22 protein-coding genes are annotated in these 21,869 nt (G+C 64.7%); 10 read left to right on the plus strand and 12 right to left on the minus strand.

Translation table 11 applies throughout. From position 1 onward, the window contains the following. On the minus strand, positions 1-2,052 hold the full coding sequence (glyS, locus tag F6X61_RS12060; protein WP_153786820.1) for a glycine--tRNA ligase subunit beta: 2,052 nt from the start codon (positions 2,050-2,052) through the stop codon (positions 1-3). Further along, a complete protein-coding gene (glyQ, locus tag F6X61_RS12065) occupies positions 2,049-2,996 on the minus strand; it encodes a glycine--tRNA ligase subunit alpha (protein ID WP_027592054.1) in 948 nt (315 codons plus the stop codon). The genes glyS and glyQ overlap by 4 nt, the downstream gene beginning before the upstream one ends. 83 nt (positions 2,997-3,079) lie before the next feature. On the opposite strand from glyQ, the gene F6X61_RS12070 reads away from it, so the two are divergent. Both F6X61_RS12070 and F6X61_RS12075 read left to right on the plus strand, forming a co-directional pair. Further along, on the plus strand, positions 3,080-3,631 hold the full coding sequence (locus tag F6X61_RS12070; protein ID WP_153786821.1) for a DNA-3-methyladenine glycosylase I: 552 nt from the start codon (positions 3,080-3,082) through the stop codon (positions 3,629-3,631). A 41-nt stretch (positions 3,632-3,672) separates the two neighbouring features. Continuing rightward, complete coding sequence (locus F6X61_RS12075; RefSeq protein ID WP_153786822.1) at positions 3,673-4,560, plus strand: lysophospholipid acyltransferase; 888 nt, start codon at positions 3,673-3,675, stop codon at positions 4,558-4,560. Positions 4,561-4,686: 126 nt separating this feature from the next. Here F6X61_RS12075 and F6X61_RS12080 read toward each other — a convergent pair whose 3' ends face one another. The 5 genes from F6X61_RS12080 to def are packed head-to-tail and all read right to left on the minus strand — an operon-like array spanning position 4,687 to position 9,213. Then, on the minus strand, positions 4,687-5,001 hold the full coding sequence (locus F6X61_RS12080) for a tetratricopeptide repeat protein (RefSeq protein ID WP_153786823.1): 315 nt from the start codon (positions 4,999-5,001) through the stop codon (positions 4,687-4,689). Between the two features lie 11 nt (positions 5,002-5,012). After that, complete coding sequence (gene trkA, locus F6X61_RS12085) at positions 5,013-6,386, minus strand: Trk system potassium transporter TrkA (RefSeq protein WP_110994077.1); 1,374 nt, start codon at positions 6,384-6,386, stop codon at positions 5,013-5,015. A gap of 23 nt (positions 6,387-6,409) precedes the next feature. After that, a complete protein-coding gene (gene rsmB, locus F6X61_RS12090; protein ID WP_153786824.1) occupies positions 6,410-7,717 on the minus strand; it encodes a 16S rRNA (cytosine(967)-C(5))-methyltransferase RsmB in 1,308 nt (435 codons plus the stop codon). Further along, positions 7,714-8,646: a methionyl-tRNA formyltransferase gene (fmt, locus tag F6X61_RS12095; protein ID WP_153786825.1), complete on the minus strand. Its 933-nt coding sequence runs from the start codon at positions 8,644-8,646 to the stop codon at positions 7,714-7,716. Before fmt ends, rsmB begins: the two co-directional genes overlap by 4 nt. A gap of 60 nt (positions 8,647-8,706) precedes the next feature. Continuing rightward, positions 8,707-9,213, minus strand: a complete 507-nt coding sequence (def, locus tag F6X61_RS12100) for a peptide deformylase (RefSeq protein ID WP_110994080.1) — start codon at positions 9,211-9,213, stop codon at positions 8,707-8,709. A gap of 209 nt (positions 9,214-9,422) precedes the next feature. Between def and dprA the strand changes: the two genes are divergently transcribed. From dprA to F6X61_RS12120, 4 genes are all read left to right on the plus strand, one after another. Continuing rightward, positions 9,423-10,520, plus strand: a complete 1,098-nt coding sequence (gene dprA / locus F6X61_RS12105; RefSeq protein ID WP_153786826.1) for a DNA-processing protein DprA — start codon at positions 9,423-9,425, stop codon at positions 10,518-10,520. 39 nt (positions 10,521-10,559) lie between these two features. Next, positions 10,560-11,117, plus strand: a complete 558-nt coding sequence (locus F6X61_RS12110; RefSeq protein WP_153786827.1) for an L-threonylcarbamoyladenylate synthase — start codon at positions 10,560-10,562, stop codon at positions 11,115-11,117. A gap of 264 nt (positions 11,118-11,381) precedes the next feature. Then, positions 11,382-11,825 carry a hypothetical protein gene (locus F6X61_RS12115; protein WP_153786828.1) on the plus strand — a complete coding sequence of 148 codons (444 nt, stop codon included), beginning with the start codon at positions 11,382-11,384 and terminating at the stop codon, positions 11,823-11,825. Between the two features lie 485 nt (positions 11,826-12,310). Then, the gene (locus tag F6X61_RS12120; RefSeq protein WP_153786829.1) at positions 12,311-12,622 is read left to right on the plus strand and encodes a DUF3077 domain-containing protein; all 312 of its coding nucleotides are present in this window, start codon (positions 12,311-12,313) and stop codon (positions 12,620-12,622) included. Positions 12,623-12,965: 343 nt separating this feature from the next. On the opposite strand, the gene F6X61_RS12125 is transcribed toward F6X61_RS12120, so the two are convergent. Further along, entirely contained in the window at positions 12,966-13,943 is a 978-nt protein-coding gene (locus F6X61_RS12125; protein ID WP_153786830.1) for an NADPH:quinone reductase, read from the minus strand. 131 nt (positions 13,944-14,074) lie between these two features. On the opposite strand from F6X61_RS12125, the gene hemF reads away from it, so the two are divergent. Continuing rightward, positions 14,075-14,986: an oxygen-dependent coproporphyrinogen oxidase gene (gene hemF, locus F6X61_RS12130; protein ID WP_153786831.1), complete on the plus strand. Its 912-nt coding sequence runs from the start codon at positions 14,075-14,077 to the stop codon at positions 14,984-14,986. Positions 14,987-15,011: 25 nt separating this feature from the next. Then, a complete protein-coding gene (aroE, locus tag F6X61_RS12135; RefSeq protein WP_153786832.1) occupies positions 15,012-15,836 on the plus strand; it encodes a shikimate dehydrogenase in 825 nt (274 codons plus the stop codon). A 108-nt stretch (positions 15,837-15,944) separates the two neighbouring features. On the opposite strand, the gene F6X61_RS12140 is transcribed toward aroE, so the two are convergent. The 3 genes from F6X61_RS12140 to betC all read right to left on the minus strand — a co-directional run bounded on the left by F6X61_RS12140 (position 15,945) and on the right by betC (position 20,077). After that, positions 15,945-17,510: a SulP family inorganic anion transporter gene (locus tag F6X61_RS12140; protein ID WP_153786833.1), complete on the minus strand. Its 1,566-nt coding sequence runs from the start codon at positions 17,508-17,510 to the stop codon at positions 15,945-15,947. A 111-nt stretch (positions 17,511-17,621) separates the two neighbouring features. Next, a complete protein-coding gene (gene choX / locus F6X61_RS12145) occupies positions 17,622-18,545 on the minus strand; it encodes a choline ABC transporter substrate-binding protein (RefSeq protein ID WP_153786834.1) in 924 nt (307 codons plus the stop codon). A 14-nt stretch (positions 18,546-18,559) separates the two neighbouring features. Then, positions 18,560-20,077: a choline-sulfatase gene (gene betC / locus F6X61_RS12150; RefSeq protein WP_153786835.1), complete on the minus strand. Its 1,518-nt coding sequence runs from the start codon at positions 20,075-20,077 to the stop codon at positions 18,560-18,562. Positions 20,078-20,186: 109 nt separating this feature from the next. On the opposite strand from betC, the gene F6X61_RS12155 reads away from it, so the two are divergent. Further along, on the plus strand, positions 20,187-21,083 hold the full coding sequence (locus F6X61_RS12155; protein WP_153786836.1) for a LysR family transcriptional regulator: 897 nt from the start codon (positions 20,187-20,189) through the stop codon (positions 21,081-21,083). A 153-nt stretch (positions 21,084-21,236) separates the two neighbouring features. After that, positions 21,237-21,569, plus strand: a complete 333-nt coding sequence (locus tag F6X61_RS12160) for a DOPA 4,5-dioxygenase family protein (RefSeq protein WP_153786837.1) — start codon at positions 21,237-21,239, stop codon at positions 21,567-21,569. Positions 21,570-21,671: 102 nt separating this feature from the next. Here the strand turns inward: F6X61_RS12160 and F6X61_RS12165 are convergent. Continuing rightward, a partial coding sequence (locus F6X61_RS12165; protein WP_178125807.1) for a tryptophan synthase subunit alpha occupies positions 21,672-21,869 on the minus strand: 198 nt, incomplete at its 5' end.

The raw sequence follows: 21,869 nt of genomic DNA on the forward strand, positions 1-21,869 counted from the left end.
TTACCCCAGCAGCGAAATGTCGGCCACGCCCAGGAACAGGCCGCGCAGGCGGCTGAGCAGGGCATAACGGTTGGCGCGCACCTTGGCGTCCTCGGCGTTGACCAGCACCGCCTCGAAGAAGGCGTCTACCGGATCGCGCAGGGCGGCCAGGCGGGCCAGCGCTTCGTTGTACTGACGCGCGGCCGCCATCGGTTGCACGGCCTGGTCGGCCTGCTGGATGGCCGAGTACAGCGAGAACTCGTTGGCGTTGTCGAAATACTTCGGCTCGACCTGGTCGGCGATGGCGCCTTCGGCCTTGCTCAGCAGGTTCGACACACGCTTGTTCGCCGCAGCCAGGGCACCGGCTTCCGGCAGCTTGCGGAACGCCTGCACGGCCTGCACGCGCTGGTCGAAGTCCAGGGCAGAGCCCGGCTTCAGGGCACGCACCGACAGGTAGGTGGCAACGTCGATGCCTTCGTCTTCATAGCGCGCGCGCAGGCGGTCGAAGATGAACTCCAGCACCTGCTCGGACAGGCCAGCGGCCTTGACCTTGGCACCGAACTGCTTGACCGCGAACTCGACCGCATTGGTCAGGTCCAGGTCCAGCTGTTTCTCGATCAGGATGCGCAGCACGCCGAGGGCGGCACGGCGCAGGGCGTACGGGTCCTTGCTGCCGGTGGGCAGCATGCCGATGCCGAAGATGCCGACCAGGGTGTCGAGCTTGTCGGCAATGGCCACGGCAGCACCGGTGAGGGTCTGCGGCAGCTCGGCGCCAGCACCGCGCGGCATGTACTGCTCGTTCAGCGCCAGGGCGACGTCTTCTGGCTCGCCATCGTTGAGGGCGTAGTAGTAGCCGGCGATGCCCTGCATCTCAGGGAACTCGCCGACCATTTCCGAGGCCAGGTCGCACTTGGACAGCAGGCCGGCGCGGCCGGCGTTGGCGGCGCTGCCGCCGAGGTACGGGGCAATGAAGGCGGCCAGCTTGGAGACGCGTTCGGCTTTTTCGAACACGGTGCCCAGTTGAGCCTGGAACACCACGTTCTTCAGGCGCTCGTTGAAGCTTTCCAGCGGCTGCTTCTTGTCCTGCTTGAAGAAGAACTCGGCGTCGGTCAGGCGCGGGCGCACGACCTTTTCGTTGCCTTGCACGATCTGCTTCGGATCGCGGCTCTCGACGTTGGCCACGGTGATGAAGCGCGGCAGCAGCTTGCCTTCGTTGTCCAGCAGGCAGAAGTACTTCTGGTTGTCCTGCATGGTAGTGATCAGGGCTTCCTGCGGCACCTCGAGGAAACGCTCCTCGAACGAGCACACCAGCGGCACCGGCCACTCGACCAGCGCGGTCACTTCGTCCAGCAGCGCCGGCGGCACGATCGCGGTGCCTTCCTGCTGCATGGCCAGTTCTGCGGTGCGCTTGCTGATCAGCTCGCGACGCTCGGCGAAGTCGGCCAGCACGTAGGCTTTGCGCAGGTCTTCGACGTAGTTGGCCGGGGTGGTCAGACCGACGTTCTCCGGGTGGTGGAAGCGGTGGCCACGGGACTCACGGCCGGCTTTTTGCGCGAGGATTGTGCAGTCGACGACCTGGTCGCCCAGCAGCATCACCAACCACTGGGTCGGGCGCACGAACTCTTCACGGCTGGCGCCCCAGCGCATGCGCTTGGGGATCGGCAGGTCGTTGAGCGAGTCTTCGATGATGGTCGGCAACAGGCTGGCGGTCGCCTTGCCCGGGATGTGCTGGGAGAAGCGCAGCTTCGGGCCGCTCTGGTCGATGTCCGACAGCTCCACACCGCACTTCTTGGCAAAGCCCAGGGCGGCCTGGGTTGGCTCGCCGTCCTTGAACGCAGCCTGCATGGGCGGGCCATCGATATTGATGCTGCGGTCCGGCTGCTGCACGTCGAGCTGGCGAATCAGCACGGCCAGGCGGCGCGGCGCGGCGTAGACCTGCTTGGCGGTGTAGTTCAGGCCGGCGGCCTGCAGGCCTTTTTCGATACCGGCGAGGAAGGCGTCACCCAGCGAGGCGAGGGCCTTGGGTGGCAGCTCTTCGGTGCCCAGTTCAACCAGGAAATCTTGAGCACTCATTGTGCAGCCTCCAGCTTAGCCAACACTTCATCACGCAGTTCAGGGGTGGCCATCGGGAAGCCCAGGCGCGCGCGGGCTTGCAGATAGCTTTGCGCCACGTCACGGGCGAGCGTGCGTACACGCAGGATGTAGCGCTGGCGCTCGGTCACCGAGATGGCGCGGCGGGCGTCCAGCAGGTTGAAGGTGTGCGAGGCCTTCAGGACCATTTCATAGGTCGGCAGCGGCAGTTCCAGCTTGATCAGGCGGTTCGCTTCGCTTTCATAGAAGTCGAACAGTTCGAACAGCTTCTCGACGTTGGCGTGCTCGAAGTTGTAGGTCGACTGCTCCACTTCGTTCTGGTGGAACACGTCGCCATAGGTGACCTTGCCGAACGGGCCGTCGGCCCACACCAGGTCGTAGACCGAGTCCACGCCCTGGATGTACATGGCCAGGCGCTCCAGGCCGTAGGTGATCTCACCGGTGACCGGGTAGCACTCGATGCCGCCGACTTGCTGGAAGTAGGTGAACTGGGTCACCTCCATGCCGTTGAGCCAGATTTCCCAGCCCAGGCCCCAGGCGCCGAGGGTTGGCGATTCCCAGTTGTCTTCGACGAAGCGAATGTCGTGAACCAGTGGGTCCAGGCCGATGGCTTTCAGCGAGCCCAGATACAGCTCCTGGAAGTTCGCCGGGTTCGGCTTGAGTACCACCTGGAACTGGTAGTAGTGCTGCAGGCGGTTGGGGTTTTCGCCATACCGTCCGTCGGCAGGGCGACGGCTAGGCTGCACGTAGGCGGCGTTCCAGGTTTCCGGGCCGACGGCGCGCAGGAACGTGGCGGTATGGAAAGTGCCGGCGCCTACTTCCATATCGTAGGGCTGAAGCACCACACAACCTTGAGCTGCCCAGTAGTTCTGCAGGGCGAGGATCAGGTCTTGGAAGGTACGCACGGCTGGCGTAGGCTGGCTCACGAAATTCACCTGTATCTGGGGATGCGGATGTAAAGAGCGGGAGTATAACCCGTTTCGCCTCGCCCTCTACTCATTGGAGCCTTATGCCACGCTGCTTTTGGTGTTCCGACGACCCGTTGTACCAGGCCTACCACGATCAGGAGTGGGGAACGCCGCAGCGTGATCCGGCGTTGCTGTTCGAGATGCTTTTGCTCGAAGGGTTCCAGGCGGGCTTGTCGTGGATCACGGTATTGAAGAAGCGCGAGCGCTATCGCGAGGTGTTGCACGGCTTCGACCCGTTGAAACTGTCGCAGCTCAGCGATGAGCGCATCGAGGAGTTGATGCTCGATGCCGGCATCATCCGCAACCGCCTCAAGCTCAAGGCCGTGCGCCGCAATGCGCTGGCCTGGCTGGCTGTGGATAACCCGGCCGAGTGGCTGTGGTCGTTCGTGGGCGGTGAGCCGAAGATCAACCATTTCACCGGCCGCAGCGACGTACCGGCGGTCACCGAGGAGGCCAAGGCCATGAGCAAAGCCCTGCAGAAAGCCGGCTTCACCTTCGTCGGCCCGACCATCTGCTACGCCTTCATGCAGGCCACCGGCATGGTCATGGATCACACCACCGACTGCGATCGCTACGCCGCGCTGGTGCGCTGACGGGGTACAATGCGCGCCTTGCTGAAATAAGGAATTCGCCTGTGGAAAAGTTCAAGGGCGCCCTGATGGTCGGGGTGCTGCGACTGTTCGCCAAGTTGCCCTGGGGCGCGGTGCAGCGCGTTGGCGCCGGTATCGGCTGGCTGATGTGGAAGATCCCCAACGGCTCGCGCAACGTGGTGCGCATCAACCTGGCCAAGTGCTTCCCGGAGATGGACCCGGCCGAGCGTGAGCAGCTGGTGGGCCGTGCGCTGAAGGATATCGGCAAGTCGTTCGTCGAAAGCGCCTGCGCCTGGATCTGGCCACCGCAACGCTCGCTGGAGCTGGTCAAGGAAGTGCACGGCCTGGAAGTGCTGGAGCAGGCCCTGGCCTCGGGCAAGGGCGTGGTCGGCATCACCAGCCACCTGGGCAACTGGGAAGTGCTCAACCACTTCTATTGCAACCAGTGCAAACCGATCATCTTCTACCGCCCGCCCAAGTTGAAAGCCGTGGATGACCTGCTGCGCGAGCAGCGCGTGCAGATGGGCAACCGCGTGGCGCCTTCGACCAAGGAAGGCATTCTCAGCGTCATCAAGGAAGTGCGCCGCGGTGGCCAGGTGGGTATTCCGGCCGACCCGGAGCCGGCCGAGTCCGCCGGGGTGTTCGTGCCGTTCCTGGGGACCCAGGCGCTGACCAGCAAGTTCGTGCCGAACATGCTCGCCGGTGGCAAGGCAGTGGGGGTGTTCCTGCATGCGCTGCGCCTGCCGGACGGTTCGGGCTTCAAGGTGTTCCTGGAAGCGGCGCCGGAGGCCATGTACAGCACCGATGTGAATGAATCGGCGGCGGCCATGAGCAAGGTGGTCGAGCGTTATGTGCGCGAGTACCCGAGCCAGTACATGTGGAGCATGAAGCGCTTCAAGAAGCGCCCGGCGGGTGAGGCGCGCTGGTATTGAGTTATCCACTGCCCCTGCATTAGCAGGGACACTGTGGGAGCGGGTTTACCCGCGAAGCAGGCGCTGCGGTGTATGGCACCGGCTTCGCCGGTGTTCGCGGGTAAACCCGCTCCCACAGAGACTGCATCAAGTCGATGTTTTGTTCAGCTTCTTGAGAAAAACAGCCATCTCCTTCTCGGCCTGCTTGTCCCCATGGGCCTGCGCCGCCTCGATCCCCTCCTCCCAAGCCTTGCGCGCCCCAGCCAGGTCACCCTGCAGCTGATACGCCTTGCCCAGCAGCTTCCATGCCGCCGAATACTTGGGGTCCTGCTGCACGCAACTGGCCAGGTGTACCGCCGCCTCAGCGCCATTGCCTTCATCCAGCCAGGCCTTGCCCAGGCCGAAGCGCAGCAGCGGGTTATCCACACCCTTGGCCAGCATCTTCTCCAGCGATTCGCGCATGCCCTGCTCCTTTAGAAGAAACTCAAGCCCACGTGGAACAGCTTCTCCACGTCCCGGATATGCTTTTTATCCACAACGAACAGAATCACATGGTCGCCCGACTCGATCACCGTGTCGTCATGGGCGATCAGCACTTCCTCGTCGCGGATGATCGCGCCGATGGTGGTGCCTGGCGGCAGGGCGATGTCCTCGATGGCCTTGCCCACCACCTTGCTCGACTTTGCATCGCCATGGGCCACGGCCTCGATGGCCTCGGCCGCGCCACGGCGCAGCGAGTGCACGCTGACGATATCGCCGCGGCGCACGTGGGCCAGCAGCGTGCCAATGGTGGCCAGCTGCGGGCTGATGGCGATGTCGATGTCGCCGCCTTGCACCAGGTCGACATAGGCCGGGTTGTTGATGATGGTCATCACCTTGCGCGCGCCCAGGCGCTTGGCCAGCAGCGACGCCATGATGTTGGCCTCGTCGTCGTTGGTCAGGGCAAGGAAGATGTCGGCGTCGGCGATGTTCTCCTCGAGCATCAGGTCCTTGTCCGAGGCGCTGCCCTGCAGCACCACGGTGCTTTCCAGGGTGTCGGAAAGGTGCCGGCAGCGCGCCGGGTTCATCTCGATGATCTTCACCTGGTAGCGGCTTTCGATGGCCTCGGCCAGGCGCTCGCCGATCTGCCCGCCACCGGCGATCACCACGCGCTTGTTGGTTTCGTCGATGCGTCGCAGCTCGCCCATCACCGCACGGATGTCCTTCTTCGCGGCAATGAAGAACACTTCGTCGTCGGCTTCGATCACCGTGTCGCCCCGGGGCGTGATCGGCCGGTCGCGGCGGAAGATCGCCGCCACGCGGGTGTCGACGTTGGGCATGTGGGCGCGTATCTGGCGCAGTTGCTGGCCCACCAGCGGCCCGCCGTAATAGGCCCTGACCGCCACCAACTGGGCCTTGCCCTCGGCGAAGTCGATCACCTGCAGCGAACCGGGGTGTTCGATCAGGCGCTTGATGTAGTTGGTCACCACCTGCTCGGGGCTGATCAGCACGTCCACCGGGATGTGGTCGTTGTCGAACAGCTCTTCGCGGGTGAGGTAGGCCGATTCGCGCACCCGGGCGATCTTGGTCGGGGTGTGGAACAGCGAGTAGGCCACCTGGCAGGCGACCATGTTGGTCTCGTCGCTATTGGTCACCGCCACCAGCATGTCGGCGTCGTCGGCGCCGGCCTGGCGCAGCACCGTCGGCAGCGATGCGCGGCCTTGCACGGTACGGATGTCCAGGCGGTCGCCCAGATCGCGCAGGCGCTCGCTGTCGGTGTCGACCACGGTGATGTCGTTGGCTTCGCTGGCCAGGTGTTCCGCCAGCGTACCGCCTACCTGCCCCGCGCCGAGGATGATGATCTTCATCCACTACTCCCTAGTTCTTGTGCTTACCGCGAGGCGGCGATCTTGATCAGCTTGGCATAGTAGAAACCGTCGTGGCCGCCCTCCTGGGCCAGCAGCTGGCGCCCGTGGGGCTGACGCAGGCCGGCCTCGGTCGCCAGGTCCAGCTCGCGGGCACCGGGGGTGCGGGCAAGGAAGGCGTCGATCACCTCGGTGTTCTCGGTGGGCAGGCTGGAGCAGGTGGCGTACAGCAGCATGCCGCCCACTTCCAGGGTCGGCCACAGGGCATCGAGCAGCTCGCCTTGCAGCGCGGCCAGGGCCGGGATGTCGTCGGCCTGGCGGGTCAGCTTGATGTCCGGGTGGCGGCGGATCACGCCGGTGGCCGAGCAGGGGGCGTCGAGCAGGATGCGCTGGAACGGTTTGCCGTCCCACCAGCTGGCAGTGTCGCGGGCGTCGCAGGCGATCAGCTCGGCATCGAGCTTGAGGCGGTCGAGGTTCTCGCGCACGCGGGTCAGGCGCTTGGCCTCGAGGTCGATGGCGACCATGTGCGCAAGCTTCGGCTCGGCTTCGAGCAGGTGGCAGGTCTTGCCGCCCGGGGCGCAGCAGGCGTCGAGCACGCGTTGGCCGGGGGCCAGTTCCAGCAGGTCGGCGGACAACTGCGCGGCTTCGTCCTGCACGCTGACCCAACCTTCGGCGAAGCCCGGCAGGCCGCGCACGTCGCAAGCTTCGGCCAGCACGATGCCGTCACGGCTGTACTGGCAGGCGCTGGCGCTGATACCGGCCTCGGCCAGCAACGCGAGGTAAGCGTCGCGGCTGTGGTGGCGGCGGTTGATGCGCAAGATCATCGGCGGGTGGGCGTTGTTGGCGGCGCAGATGGTTTCCCACTGCTCCGGCCAGAAGGCCTTGAGCGACTTCTGCAGCCAGCGCGGGTGGGCGGTGCGCACCACCGGGTCGCGCTCCATGTCGGCAAGCAGTGCCTCACCCTCGCGCTGGGCGCGGCGCAGCACGGCATTGAGCAGGGCCTTGGCCCACGGCTTCTTCAGCTTGTCGGCGCAGCCTACGGTTTCGCCGATGGCGGCGTGGGCCGGGATGCGGGTGTAGAACAGCTGGTACAGGCCGACCAGCAGCAGCGCCTGCACATCGGCGTCGGCGGCCTTGAACGGCTTCTGCAACAGTTGCGCCGCCAGCAGGTCCAGGCGCGGCTGCCAGCGAGCGGTGCCGAAGGCCAGGTCCTGGGTGAGGCCACGGTCGCGATCATCGACCTTGTCCAGTTGCGCCGGCAGCGAGCTGTTCAGCGAAGCCTTGCCGCTGAGCACGGCGGCCAAGGCACGGGCGGCAGCCAGGCGTGGATTCATTGGCCGAGCACCTTGCCGCTGGCGAATTTCTCGCGGCGGCTGTTGAACAGGTCGGCGAAGTTGAGCGCCTTGCCGCCCGGCAGTTGCAGGCGGGTCAGGCTCAGGGCCTGCTCACCGCAGGCGACCACCAGGCCGTCCTTGCTGGCCGACAGGATTTCGCCCGGGGCGCCCTGGGCTGTGGACAGGTTGGCGGCCAGGACCTTCACGCTTTCGCCGTCCAGGGTGCTGTGGCACACAGGCCAAGGGTTGAAGGCGCGGATCAGGCGCTCAAGCTCGACGGCCGGACGGCTCCAGTCGATGCGCGCTTCGTCTTTGTTCAGCTTGTGTGCGTAGGTGGCCAGGGCATCGTCCTGCACTTCACCTTGCAGGCTGCCATCGGCCAGGCCGGCGATGGCCTGGATCACCGCGGGCGGGCCCATTTCGGCGAGGCGGTCGTGCAAGGTGCCGCCGGTGTCGTCGGCGCTGATCGGCGTGACCACTTTGAGCAGCATCGGGCCGGTATCCAGGCCAGCCTCCATGCGCATCACGGTCACGCCGCTCTCGGCGTCACCCGCCTCCACGGCCCGCTGGATCGGCGCCGCACCGCGCCAGCGCGGCAGCAGCGAGGCATGGCTGTTGATGCAACCCAGGCGCGGGATATCCAGCACCGCCTGCGGCAGGATCAGGCCGTAGGCGACCACCACCATCAGGTCCGGCTGCAACGCGGCGAGCTCGGCCTGCGCATCGGCATTGCGCAGGGTCTGTGGCTGGTACACCGGGATGTCATGGGCCACGGCCAGGGCCTTGACCGCGCTCGGCATGAGCTTCTGGCCACGGCCGGCGGGGCGGTCCGGCTGGGTGTAGACGGCCACGATCTCGTACGGGCTGTCGAGCAGGGCCTTGAGGTGTTCGGCGGCAAACTCTGGGGTGCCAGCAAAGACGATGCGCATGGAGTTCTCGCTGCAAAAAAGAAAAAGGCTTGCCGGAGCAAGCCTTCTGGAAGGGAGGGATCAGGCTTGCTGGCGGTGCTGCTTTTCCAGCTTCTTCTTGATCCGGTCACGTTTGAGCTGCGACAGGTAGTCGACGAACAGCTTGCCGTTGAGGTGATCGAATTCGTGCTGCACGCACACCGCCAGCAGGCCTTCGGCCTCGAGCTCGTAGGGCTTGCCGTCGCGGTCCTGGGCCTTGACCCGTACGCGCAGCGGGCGGTCGACGTTTTCGTAGAAGCCCGGCACCGACAGGCAGCCTTCCTGGTACTGGCCCATGTCGTGGGTCAGCTCTTCGACGCTGGGGTTGATGAAGACGCGCGGCTCGCTGCGATCTTCGCTCAGGTCCATCACCACGACTTGCTGGTGCACGTTGACCTGGGTCGCCGCCAGGCCGATGCCCGGGGCCTCGTACATGGTTTCGAACATGTCGTCGATCAGCTGACGCAGGGCGTCGTCGAACACCGTTACCGGTTTGGCAATGGTACGCAGGCGCGGATCGGGGAATTCGAGAATGTTCAAAATGGCCATAGGGGTCAGGCAGTCACTGTGCGGTCGGTTGAAAACTGAGCACACATAATAAAGGGAAAAGGTGGCCAAGGCACCTGTGAAAGCTCGGCTAGGGTGTGAAAGGGCGGCTTATTGCCGATTTGATGGACAGCTTTTCAAAGCGTTATCAACACAGTTATCCACAGCTTGTGCCACGCCGATGGCCCCTTTTCGATCAAGGATGATCCCCTATGCCTACACCCCGTTCGTCGCCTTGCTCGCCTGCCGAACTGGAGGCGCGGCTGCGTCTGCATCGCCTCCCCGACATCGGCCTGCGGCGTTTCCATACCCTCATCGAAGCCTTTGGCAATGCCTCGTCGGCACTCAGTGCGCCGGCCAGTGCCTGGCGTGCGCTGGGGCTGCCGGCTGCCAGTATCGATGCCCGGCGCAGCCCCGAGGTGCGCGACGGTGCATTGGCTGCAATGGCCTGGATAGAGCGTCCGGGCCAGCATTTGCTGATGTGGGACGGGCCTGGCTATCCCGCGTTGCTCGGTGAAATCGACGACCCGCCGCCGCTGCTATTCGTCGCCGGCGACCCGGCGTTGCTGGAGCGCCCGCAGCTGGCGATAGTGGGCAGCAGGCGTGCTTCACCGCCGGCGCTGGATACCGCAGGTGCGTTTTCGCGTTGCCTGGCGCAAGCCGGTTTCACCATCACCAGCGGGCTGGCGCTGGGCGTTGACGGTGCCGCTCATCGGGCGGCATTGCAGGCCGGCGGGCACACCATCGGGGTGCTCGGCACGGGGTTGCAAAAACTTTATCCACAGCGCCACCGCGACCTCGCCCGAGCGATGCTCGACAGCGGTAGCGCGCTGGTTTCCGAGTACCCCCTGGATGCCGGGCCGTTGGCGGGCAACTTTCCCCGACGCAACCGGATCATCAGCGGGCTGTCGCTGGGCGTGCTGGTGGTCGAGGCGAGCATTGCCAGTGGCTCGTTGATCACCGCCCGGCTTGCCGCCGAACAAGGGCGTGAGGTGTATGCCATCCCCGGCTCCATTCACCACCCCGGCGCCAAGGGCTGTCACCAGCTGATCCGCGACGGTGCGTTGCTGGTGGAGAGCGTGGAACAGATCCTCGACAGCCTGGGCGGCTGGCAGAACTTGCCGCCCGCGCCTGTGGACAAACCCGACCATCCCCTGCTCGCCTTGCTGCATGCTGCACCCCACACTGCCGAGGGCCTGGCGCACAGCAGCGGCCAGCCGTTGGCCCAGGTGCTGGCCAGCCTGACCGAGCTGGAGCTCGAGGGCCGGGTCAGTAATGAAGCCGGGCGTTGGTTTGCAAGGTCCGGCTAAGTAAACTGCGCGCAAGGCTTATATGTGGAGTGACAGCAAATGGTGAGCAGTTGGCGTGTGCAACAAGCCGCGCGTGAGATCAAGGCGGGTGCGGTGATCGCCTATCCAACGGAAGCGGTCTGGGGCCTGGGCTGCGACCCGTGGAACGAAGACGCGGTGTATCGTCTGCTGGCGCTCAAGTCGCGGCCTGTGGATAAAGGCCTGATCCTGGTCGCTGACAGCATCCACCAGTTCGACTTCCTGTTCGAGGACTTCCCCCAGGACTGGATCGACCGCATGGCCGCCACCTGGCCGGGGCCGAACACCTGGTTGGTACCGCACCAGGACCTGCTGCCCGAGTGGGTGACCGGGCAGCATGACAGCGTGGCGCTGCGGGTCAGCGATCATCCACAGGTGCGTGAGCTGTGCGCGTTGGTCGGGCCGTTGATTTCCACCTCCTGCAACCCGGCCGGGCGCCCGGCGGCCAAGAGCCGGTTGCGGGTGGAGCAGTATTTCCACAAGCAGCTGGACATGGTGCTGGGTGGGGCGTTGGGAGGGCGGAAGAACCCGAGCCTGATTCGGGATCTGGCGACCGGCGAGGTTGTGCGCCCGGGCTGATACCGCTGGCGAGGGCTTTGCCCTCGTTTCGCGGCACAAGGCCGCTCCTACAGGCAACCGCGACCCCCTGTGGGAGCGGCCTTGTGTCGCAAAACGGCCCCAAAAAAACGCCCGGACTCTCCTGACTTTCTCTCAAATGGTTGCCAGGACAACCAATTGGGAAACTTCCCACTGTCTCCGTCCTAAGTCACTAACTTCTCTTCAGGAACCCCTGCCTCTAGCTTGCTCTCCGTGCGTCGCAAATCGGCGGGAGCATCCGGAGCAATGCCGCTATTCGAGAATGCCGAGTACCTGATAAGGGCGAATCTGCAGCAGCTAGCGTCCAGTCATCGGGTCAGGGCGGTGGAAATAGGCAGATTTACCGCAGATCAGTTCGAGGCGATCAACAGACAGAAAGCCGGGTTGGGTTTACCCCTGCTTGAGGATCCGGGCATCGTATTTATTGGCAGTCATGCCTACAGAAGCCGGGTGATACGAGACGGATACACCATTGATGACATGGTTGTGCAAATCAGGGCAGCGCTGGCTGCGACATCGATTTTGAAGAGTGCCACGCACCTGACTGCTCTTCGCAGCACGATTGGCCGAAACGATGGCTATGGCAATGAAATCTATGATGAGGCGATTTTTGAACTGACGGCCCGCAAGCCCAAGGCGGAGCTCTATTCCATCGTGCCTAAAGGGGATAGAAACAAGCCCAAAAAATAATGGCCGCTTAAGCGGCCAAAGGGAAAGGATGCACTCGCCCGGATAACTTGAAACTCAACCGGCGCACCAGCACAACCTCAGAGAGAAAGGCTACGCCTCAGAGTCGGCACGGTCAAGCGAGGCCCGTTCTCTCGCGTGGAGCAGCGCCTCATTCAAGGTTCTGGTTGATTTCAGGATTTTTCTGATTTTGCCGAACAGGCTGTCCAGCTTGCGAATAGAGAAATATCCTACGATCCGCGTCCGCTGCCATCACCTTCTCACAGGGAACTCCTACTTCTAGGCTCCAGACCGTCGCCGAATAACTTGGCGATCGGGTGTGGTAACCCGGTAACAGGAAGGTATCAGAGTCGTCTATGGCGGCTGTGCACGGGAGGCTCTCGAGCCTGCCGGGTCTGGTACCTCCCCGGTTTACCACCCCGTGTACAGCTGCCACCCATTCGTGTGGTAACGGACGAGGTGTCAGCCCTACTCTGTTAGAGGTTGCCATGACTAAGAAGATTGTCCCCGATCCACCCCTCCCCAACACCTCCACCCATCCCTTCGGCCGCTGCGATGCAGGCCATCCGCCCCTCTTTTCCGTGAACCCTGATGTCCAAGCACACGACGCCCTGGTGCATGTAGCGCTCTACCTGCGCTGCGCCTACGACACCGGCATCAAGGCGCTCGACCACCTGCGGGACGAGGGGCGGGGGATGTTCTGGTCCAGCCTGCATTCGCTGGAAATGGCGGAGGGGTTGGTGGAGGCGATGCTTGAGGGCATCGAGTCGGCGCCACCGGCCAAGAATTCCACCGGCTGAGCTGACGCAATCGCGGGGCAAGCCCGCTCCCACATGGGCCACGCATTACCTGTGGGAGCGGGTTCACCCGCGAACACCGGCGAAGCCGGTGCCATACACCGCAGCGCCTGCTTCGCGGGTAAACCCGCTCCCACAGGGGGCGCACTGTCAGGGAGAAAAGATTAAATGCAAGAAACTCAATATCTGTTGAGTTCACATAGCAATGCGAAGCGATTGCGCTCGTCAGCGGAACAGATGCGTGCCGGTACGATTGTTTTGCATGAGCTGTGGCTTGATGAAAGTATCTGTGAATCCAGTATTCGCGGGGCAGGCCGCAACGGCGAACTACCCCGCGATAGGGCCTTCAAGGCAGCAGAACAGTCGACCCGACAGTCCGCCGCGCCGACAACTCGCTCTGCGCCTTGGCCGCCTCACTCAACGGATACCGCTGCTGGATATCCACCACCAGCTTGCCGCTGGCAATCATCGCGAACAGGTCATCAGCCATGGCCTGGGTGTTCTCGGCGTTGTTGGCATAGCTCGCCAGCGTCGGCCGGGTGACATACAGCGAACCCTTCTGCGACAAGATCCCCAGGTTCACCCCGGTCACCGCGCCAGAGGCATTGCCGAAGCTCACCATCAGCCCACGCGGCTTCAGGCAGTCCAGCGAAGTCAGCCAGGTATCGGCCCCCACGCCGTCATACACCACCGGGCATTTCTGACCGTCGGTCAGTTCCAGCACCCGCTGGGCCACGTCTTCACGGCTGTAGTCGATGGTCGCCCAGGCCCCGAGCGCCTTCGCCCGTTCGGCCTTCTCGGCGGAGCTGACCGTACCGATCAGCTTGGCGCCCAGTGCTTTGGCCCACTGGCAAGCCAGCGAACCCACACCACCGGCAGCAGCATGGAACAGCACGAAATCACCCGGCTGCACGGCATAGGTCTGCTTGAGCAGGTACTGCGTGGTCAGCCCCTTGAGCATCACCGCCGCCGCCTGCTCGAAGCTGATCGCCTCCGGCAGTTTGACCAGGTTGGCCTCCGGCAGCGTGTGCACCTCGCTGTAGGCCCCCAGCGGGCCGCCGGCATAGGCCACGCGGTCACCGACCTTGATCCGGCTGACGCCCTCGCCCACCGCATCGACCACACCTGCCGCTTCGGTACCCAGCCCGGAAGGCAGCGACGGCGGCGCATACAGCCCGCCACGGAAATAGGTGTCGATGAAGTTCAGGCCGATCGCATGGTTGCGCACGCGCACCTGCTGCGGGCCGGGCGGGGCCGGGTCGAACTCCACCAGCTGCAACACTTCCGGACCGCCATGCTGGCTGAACTGGATACGCTTGGCCATCACACACTCCTGTCGTTCGGTCGCAAAGGCCTTCTATCGGACGCCTTTGCTTGATCGCCGTCAACTGCGGCGCGGGGTTTGCCGGTGGTATGCTACGCGGCGAATTTTCCCCGCTCCTTCCAGGTGACCCGATGACCAGCCGCACCGAGGCCGTGAAAGCCTACCTGCTCGACCTGCAAGACCGCATCTGCACTGCCCTCGAGAACGAAGACGGCGGCGCCCGCTTCGTCGAGGATGCCTGGGTGCGCGATGCCGGCGGCGGCGGTCGCACGCGGGTGATCGGCGACGGCAAGGTGATCGAGAAAGGCGGCGTCAACTTCTCCCACGTGTTCGGCAGCGGCCTGCCGCCGTCGGCCAGTGCCCACCGCCCGGAGCTGGCGGGCCGTGGTTTCGAGGCGCTGGGCGTGTCGCTGGTGATCCACCCGCACAACCCGCATGTGCCGACTTCCCACGCCAACGTGCGCTTCTTCATCGCCGAAAAAGAAGGCGAAGAGGCCGTGTGGTGGTTCGGCGGCGGCTTCGACCTGACCCCGTACTACGGCAATGAAGAAGACTGCGTGCACTGGCACCGCGTGGCCGAGCAGGCCTGCGCGCCGTTCGGCGCCGACGTGTACCCGCGCTACAAGGCCTGGTGCGACCGCTACTTCCACCTCAAGCACCGTGGCGAGCCGCGCGGCATTGGCGGGCTGTTCTTCGATGACCTGAACGAGTGGGACTTCGACACCTGCTTCGCCTTCATCCGCGCCATCGGCGACGCCTATGTCGAGGCTTACCTGCCGATCGTCCAGCGCCGCAAGGACACGCCGTACACCCCCGCCCAGCGCGAATTCCAGGAATACCGCCGTGGCCGCTACGTCGAGTTCAACCTGGTCTACGACCGTGGCACCCTGTTCGGCCTGCAGTCCGGTGGCCGTACCGAGTCGATCCTGATGTCGCTGCCGCCGCAAGTGCGCTGGGGCTACGACTGGAAAGCGCAGCCGGGCAGCGAAGAAGCGCGCCTGACCGAGTACTTCCTGCAAGACCGCGACTGGCTCGCCCAGTAAGCCTGTGGACAACCAAGGATCAGCCATGGACCAGTACGTCGTTTTCGGTAACCCCATCGGCCACAGCAAGTCGCCGTTGATCCACCGCCTGTTCGCCGACCAGACCGGCGAGGACCTGGAGTACGCCACCCTGCTGGCGCCGCTGGACGAGTTCAGTGACTGCGCCCGTGGCTTCTTCAAGCAAGGCAGCGGCGCCAACGTCACCGTGCCGTTCAAGGAAGAGGCCTACCGCCTGTGCGACAGCCTCACCCCACGCGCCAAGCGTGCCGGCGCGGTGAACACGCTGAGCAAGCTGGCTGACGGTACCTTGCAAGGCGACAACACCGACGGCGCCGGGCTGGTGCGTGACCTCACCGTCAACGCCGGGGTCGAGCTGGCCGGCAAGCGCATCCTTATCCTTGGCGCCGGCGGTGCTGTTCGGGGTGTGCTGGAGCCGATCCTGGCGCACAAGCCGCAGTCGCTGGTGATCGCCAACCGCACGGTGGAGAAGGCCGAGCAACTGGCCCGTGAGTTCGATGAGCTGGGGCCGGTGGTGGCCAGCGGTTTTGCCTGGTTGCAGGAGCCGGTGGACGTGATCATCAACGCCACTTCGGCGAGCCTGGCTGGCGAGCTGCCGCCGATTGCCGAGAGCCTGGTCGAGGCGGGGCGTACCGTTTGCTACGACATGATGTATGGCAAGGAGCCGACGCCGTTCTGCCAGTGGGCGAGCAAGCTGGGTGCGGCGAAGGTGCTGGATGGGTTGGGGATGCTGGCGGAGCAGGCGGCCGAGGCGTTCTTTATCTGGCGAGGGGTTCGGCCTGAGACCGGGCCGGTGCTGGATGAGCTGCGCAGGCAGTTGGCTCGCGGCTGAGCCTGCTACCCAATCGCGGGGCAAGTCGCAGCGGCGAACCGCCGCTCCCACGCCATTACCGTATCCTGGCGTGGGAGCGGCGGTTCGCCGCTGCGACTTGCCCCGCGATTACTCTTCGAACCTGATCGGACAATCCTGAGCCCCTTCCAGCTTCTGTAGCTCATCAATCACCTGCGGCCTCGCCCGCTGCAACGTCAGGCTCCCGCCATTGCGCATCAACCGCCGCGCCTCGCGGTGCAACATATCCACACCCGAATAATCGATGAAGTTGACCTGCCGCGCATCGATCACCACATGCGGCCCCTGGCAGCGCTGCAGGCGCACCTGCAGGTAGTGCGCCGCGCCGAAGAAGATCGACCCGCCCACCCGCAGGATGTCCGCCTCCCCTTCCCGGCTCTGCTGCACTCGCGGCCGCGACGTGCGCTTGAGGTAGAAGAACAACGACGCCAGCACCCCGGCATAGATCGCCGTCTGCAGCTCCAGCAGCAGCGTCGCAGCCGCCGTCAGCGCCATCACCAGGAACTCCGAGCGGCTGACCCGGAACAGCGCGCGAATGCCGCGATGGTCCACCAGCCCCCAGCAGATCAGCAGGATGCTCCCCGCCATCGCCGGGATAGGCAGATGGGCGATCAGCCCGGCGCCGGTCACGGCGAACAGCGCCACCCACAACGCCGAAAACACCCCGGCCAGCGGCGAACGCGCACCTGCGTCGTAACTGAGGCCCGAGCGAGTGAAGGAACCGGCGGACAGGTAACCGGAGAAAAACGCGCCTGCGATGTTCGACAGGCCTTGTGCACGGATTTCCTGGTCTGGGTCGATCAGTTGCTCCGAACGTGCCGACAACGAGCGGGCAATCGACAGGCTGGTGACCAGCCCCAGCATGCCCACCGCCACGGCGCTGGGCAGCAGGCGCAGCATCAGTTCCACATCCAGCAGAGGCAGCGGGCTGAAGGGCGGGAGCTGCCCGGTGAACGCAGCTACCCTGGGTACGTGGGCGAAGTAGCCTGGCAGCAGCCAGGCCACCAGGCTGACCAGCAGCAGGCTTATCAACAGGCTTGGCCAGCGCGGGCGCCACAGTTTCAGGGCAATGCCAATCACCAGCGTGGCCAGGCCCAGCGCCAGCGAGGGCACATCCACTTCGCCCATGTGCCCGGCCAGGTCCTGCACGGTCTTAAACGCGGTGGCCTGGCTCGGCAGGTCCATCCCCAGCAGGTTCGGCAGTTGGCCAAGGGCGATGACGATGGCGGCGCCGAGGGTGAAGCCCAGTACCACCGAGTGAGAGACGAAATTGACCAGCGCACCGAAGCGCAAAAGCCCCAGCAGCAACTGGAAGAGGCCGCCGAGGAAGGTCAGCAGCAGTACCAGGGTCACATAGTCGGCGCTGCCGGCCACGGCCAGCGGGCTGATGCTGGCATAGAGAACGATGGAAATGGCGGCGGTGGGGCCGCAGATCAGGTGCCAGGACGAGCCCCACAGGCAGGCGATCAGTACCGGGACGATGGCCGCATACAGGCCGTATTCGGCGGGCAGGCCGGCGATCAGGGCGTAGGCGATGGATTGCGGCAGGGCGAGGATGGCGCCGCTCAGGCCCACCAGCAGGTCCTGGCGCAGGCTGCGGCCAGATTGGCGGGGCAGCCAGGTGAGGAAGGGCAGCAGGTGGGTAAGGCTGGGCATGGTTATCCAAGGTCCTCGGTAAGCGTGGGAGCGGGCTTGCCCCGCGATGCGATGGTGGGTTCACTGATGCCATCGCGGGGCAAGTCGCAGCGGCGAACCGCCGCTCCCACGTTACAGTTTCGCCTCTAAGGCTTTACGGGCATCGGCGCCCGCTTTGGTAGTCACTCCTGCGAGCCAGGCATCCAACAGCTCTGGATGGGTCTTCACCCAAGCCTTGGCCGCTTCATCGAAGCTCACTTTCTTATCCACAACCTCAGCCATGATGCTGTTCTCCATCTCCAGCGAGAACTTCAGGTTGCCCAGCAGCTTCGCCGCATTCGGGCAGGCTTGTGGATAACCCTTGCGGGTCAGGGTGTAAACATCGCCCTTGCTGCCGAACCATTTCTCCCCACCCGTGAGGTAATGCATTTTCAGCTTCACGTTCATCGGGTGCGGGGTCCAGCCCAGGAAGGTGATGAACTGCTGCTTCTTCACCGCCCGGTCGACCTGCGCCAGCATTGCCTGCTCGCTGGATTCGACCAGTTTCCACTGCCCCAGGTCGAACTCGTTCTTGTCGATGATCTCTTTCAGCGACAGGTTCGCCGGCGCGCCCGATCCAATACCGTAGAGCTTCTTGTCGAACTGCTCGGCATGCTGTTGCAGGTCGGCGAAGTCCTTCACGCCCGCGTTCCATACGTAGTCGGGCACCGCCAGGGTGAATTCGGTGCCTTCCAGGTTCTTCGCCAGTTGCTGCACATCGCCATTGGCGATGAACTTGTCGTGAAAGCCCTGCTGCGCCGGCATCCAGTTGCCGAGGAAGGCATCCACCCGGCCATCCTTGAGGCCGCCGTAGATGATCGGCACGGCCAGGCTGTCGATCTTCACCTGGTAACCCAGGCTTTCCAGCAGCAGCCGGGCCAGGGCGTTGGTGCTGGCGATATCGCTCCAGCCGGGGTCGGCCAGCTTCACGGTGCTGCATTGCGCGTCGCTGTCGGCGGCGTGGGCCGTGCCCAGGCTCAGGGCCAGGGCGAGCACGGCGGTGGAGAACTTCTGCATGGCGGCCTCTCTTCTCAATCCAGGGGTGCGGGCTGTGGGTAACGTGCCTTGCGCTCGAGGTCGTCGAGATCGATGTGGTTGCGCATGTACTGTTGGCTGGCGTCCACCAGCGGTTGGTGGTCCCAGCTTTTCAGCGTGCCGATGGCCAGCGCCTCGGCCACCAGGCGGCGGCGGCGCTGGCTGGCCACCACCTGCTGGCGCAGCGCGGGGATGTCCCAGCGTTGCCTGGCTTCATCGACAAATGCCTGCAGCAGCGCCTGGTGGTCCGGGCTGCCGGTGAGGTTCTCCCGCTCGTGCGGGTCGCGGCTCAGGTCGTAGAGTAGCCATGGGTCGTCTTCGCTGTACACGAACTTGTAGGCGCCACGGCGGATCATCATCAGCGGGCCGACCGTGCCTTCGGCCATGTATTCGCCGATCACCTCGTCATGCCCGCCCTGCCCTTGCAGATGGCCGAGCAGCGAGCGGCCGTCCAGGTGCAACTGGTTATCCACAGCGCCGCCGGCCAGTTCCACCAGGGTTGGCAGCAGGTCGCAGGTGGATACGCTGGCGCTGACGCGGCGGGCGGCGAACTGCCTGGGGGCATGGATCAGCAGCGGCACCCGCGCCGACATCTCGAACCAGTGCATCTTGTACCAGAGCCCACGCTCGCCAAGCATGTCGCCGTGGTCGCCCGAAAACACGATCAGGGTGTCGTCGGCCAGGCCACAGTCCTCGAGGGTCTGCAGCAGCTTGCCGATGTTGTCGTCGATGTAGCTGCAGGCGCCGAAGTAGGCGCGGCGGGCGTCGCGGACCTTGTCCACGGGCAGCGGCTTGTTCCACAGGTCGTAGACCTTGAGCAGGCGTTGCGAGTGCGGGTCCTGCTCGGCCTGGGCAATTTCGTCCTGCGGCAGTGGGATATCCACATCCTTGTACAGATCCCAGTAGTGCCTGGGGATGGTGTACGGGTCGTGGGGGTGGGTCATGGAGACGGTCAGGCAGAACGGCCGGCCGTCATCCTCGCGCACATGGTCGTAGAGGTACTGGCGCGCCTTGAACACCACTTCTTCGTCGAAATCCAGCTGGTTGGTGCGCACGCAGGGCCCGGCTTGCAGCACCGAAGACATGTTGTGGTACCAGCTCGGGCGCTGGTCGGGGGCGTCCCAGTTCACCGCCCAGCCGTAGTCGGCCGGGTAGATGTCGCTGGTCAGCCGCTGTTCATAGCCGTGCAACTGGTCCGGGCCACAGAAGTGCATCTTGCCCGACAGCGCGGTGCGGTAGCCGAGGCGGCGCAGGTAGTGGGCGTAGGTGGGTATGTCGGCGGGGAAGTCGGCGGCGTTGTCGTAGGCGCCGATGCGGCTGGGCAACTGGCCGCTGACCAGGGTGAAGCGCGACGGCGCACACAGCGGGCTGTTGCAGTAGGCACTGTCGAACACCACGGCCTGCTCGGCGAGGCGGGCCAGGTGGGGCATCTTGATCGGCGACGGGTTGTAGATCGGCAGCAAGGGTGCGGCCATCTGATCGGCCATGATGAACAGGATGTTGGGTCGCTTCATGGGGGCCTTCCATCGTCGAGGGTTATGGGTACCACTTGCAATCCAGCATGCGGCTGTGGATAACAGGGGTAAAGCCCATGCCGGGCAATGACTGGGATTAGCCTAGCTTATGTTTGAGCACCTTGCCGATCTGCCTCTCGACACCCTGCGCGTGTTCGAGGCCGCCGCCCGCCTGCGCAGCTTCACCGCTGCCGCCGTGGAACTGGGCACTACCCAGCCGGCGGTAAGCCAGCAGATGAAGCGCCTGGAGGCGCAGCTGGGCACGCGCTTGTTCGACCGGATCTACCGGGGCATCGAGCTGACCGAGGCAGGTTTGCTGTTGTTCGAGCAGGTGCACCAGGGCTTGCAGGCGATGGACGATGGCGTTGCCCAAGCCAGCGGGCGCGGCCAGCGCGAGGTGCTGCAGGTGGCTACCGACTTCGCCTTTGCGGCGTTCTGGCTGATGCCGCGCTTGCAGCGTTTTCATGAGGCTTATCCACAGGTGGACGTGAGCCTGGTGACCGGCGAGCGCAGCCAGGGGATGCTGCGCCCGGACATCGATGTGGCGGTGCTGTTCGGCGACGGGCGCTTTCATCAGGGCGAGAGCCGCTGGCTGTTCGATGAGGAAGTTTTCCCGGTGTGCAGCCCTCGGCTGATTCATGGCAAGCCCTTGTCAGCCGTGGCTTTGCAACGATTGCCCCTGCTCCATTTGCGGGGTGAGCAGGCCAGTCGCTGGTTTGATTGGGCGGGGGTGTTTCGTGGGTTTGGCGTGGACAGCCCGCCACCGGCCGGGCAGTTGCGGTTCGACAATTACACCCTGTTGATTCAGGCGGCGATTGCCGGGCAGGGGGTGGCGATTGGGTGGGCGCACCTGGTTGATGGGCTGGTGGAGCAAGGGCTGTTGTGCCGGCCGTTGGAAGGGAGTTTGTGTTCGAAGCGGGGGTATTACGTGGTGCTGCCGCCGCGCAAGCGGCGTGGGGCGTTGATCGAGAGGTTTGTGGATTGGCTGGAGCAGGAGCGTGGTTAGCCTGACCTGTCGCGCAATTTGTAGGAGCGGCTTCAGCCGCGAACACCGGCGCAGCCGGTGCCATCTACCGCGTTGCCTGCTTCGCGGCTGAAGCCGCTCCCACAGGGATGGCGTAGACTTCGACGCATGCTTTCAGTGCAATCAGGAGCCATCGTGCAAAGGATCAAGGGTTATCACGCCCACGTGTACTACGACGCATCGACCATGGAGCAGGCCCGTGAGCTGTGCGAAGAGGCGACGCGGTTGTTTGGCGTGACCATGGGGCGCATGCACCAGAAGCCGGTCGGGCCGCATCCGGACTGGAGCTGCCAGCTGGCCTTTGGGCCGGAAATGGTGGGGGTGGTGCTGCCGTGGCTGGCGCTGTATCGCAAGGGGCTGGTGGTGTTCCTGCACCCGGAAACCGGGGATGAGCTGGCGGATCACCGCGATCATGCGATCTGGATGGGGGCGATCAGGCCGTTGGACCTTTCCATTTTCAACGACTGACAGTAATTGGGTGGGAGCGGGCTTGCCCCGCGATTGCGGCGGTGAGTCCACCATCGTCATCGCGGGGCAAGCCCGCTCCCACAAATGCATCTACACCGCGAATCAGGCGCGTGCCGCGCGCACCCCTTCAGCCAGCGCCGAGCACAGGCTCAGCACGTCATTCACCGCCTGGTCGGCATCCTTGGCCTGGGCGATCTTGTCGACCAGCGCCGACCCCACCACCACGCCATCGGCCAGGCGGGCGATGGCCGCAGCCTGCTCCGGCGTGCGAATGCCGAAACCAACACTGATCGGCAGGTC

The organism is Pseudomonas sp. EMN2, from assembly GCF_009650555.1.
GTDB lineage: Bacteria > Pseudomonadota > Gammaproteobacteria > Pseudomonadales > Pseudomonadaceae > Aquipseudomonas > Aquipseudomonas sichuanensis.

Bases quoted from the DNA above. Each gene is read 5' to 3' on its own strand.
- def (WP_110994080.1), bottom strand. From the start codon at position 9,213: ATGGCCATTTTGAACATTCTCGAATTCCCCGATCCGCGCCTGCGTACC.
- hemF (WP_153786831.1), top strand. From the start codon at position 14,075: ATGACCAGCCGCACCGAGGCCGTGAAAGCCTACCTGCTCGACCTGCAA.
- F6X61_RS12115 (WP_153786828.1), top strand. From the start codon at position 11,382: ATGCCGCTATTCGAGAATGCCGAGTACCTGATAAGGGCGAATCTGCAG.
- choX (WP_153786834.1), bottom strand. From the start codon at position 18,545: ATGCAGAAGTTCTCCACCGCCGTGCTCGCCCTGGCCCTGAGCCTGGGC.
- glyS (WP_153786820.1), bottom strand. From the start codon at position 2,052: ATGAGTGCTCAAGATTTCCTGGTTGAACTGGGCACCGAAGAGCTGCCA.
- F6X61_RS12125 (WP_153786830.1), bottom strand. From the start codon at position 13,943: ATGGCCAAGCGTATCCAGTTCAGCCAGCATGGCGGTCCGGAAGTGTTG.
- F6X61_RS12070 (WP_153786821.1), top strand. From the start codon at position 3,080: ATGCCACGCTGCTTTTGGTGTTCCGACGACCCGTTGTACCAGGCCTAC.
- F6X61_RS12120 (WP_153786829.1), top strand. From the start codon at position 12,311: ATGACTAAGAAGATTGTCCCCGATCCACCCCTCCCCAACACCTCCACC.
- fmt (WP_153786825.1), bottom strand. From the start codon at position 8,646: ATGCGCATCGTCTTTGCTGGCACCCCAGAGTTTGCCGCCGAACACCTC.
- F6X61_RS12140 (WP_153786833.1), bottom strand. From the start codon at position 17,510: ATGCCCAGCCTTACCCACCTGCTGCCCTTCCTCACCTGGCTGCCCCGC.
- dprA (WP_153786826.1), top strand. From the start codon at position 9,423: ATGCCTACACCCCGTTCGTCGCCTTGCTCGCCTGCCGAACTGGAGGCG.
- F6X61_RS12155 (WP_153786836.1), top strand. From the start codon at position 20,187: ATGTTTGAGCACCTTGCCGATCTGCCTCTCGACACCCTGCGCGTGTTC.
- trkA (WP_110994077.1), bottom strand. From the start codon at position 6,386: ATGAAGATCATCATCCTCGGCGCGGGGCAGGTAGGCGGTACGCTGGCG.
- F6X61_RS12110 (WP_153786827.1), top strand. From the start codon at position 10,560: ATGGTGAGCAGTTGGCGTGTGCAACAAGCCGCGCGTGAGATCAAGGCG.
- F6X61_RS12080 (WP_153786823.1), bottom strand. From the start codon at position 5,001: ATGCGCGAATCGCTGGAGAAGATGCTGGCCAAGGGTGTGGATAACCCG.
- betC (WP_153786835.1), bottom strand. From the start codon at position 20,077: ATGAAGCGACCCAACATCCTGTTCATCATGGCCGATCAGATGGCCGCA.
- aroE (WP_153786832.1), top strand. From the start codon at position 15,012: ATGGACCAGTACGTCGTTTTCGGTAACCCCATCGGCCACAGCAAGTCG.
- rsmB (WP_153786824.1), bottom strand. From the start codon at position 7,717: ATGAATCCACGCCTGGCTGCCGCCCGTGCCTTGGCCGCCGTGCTCAGC.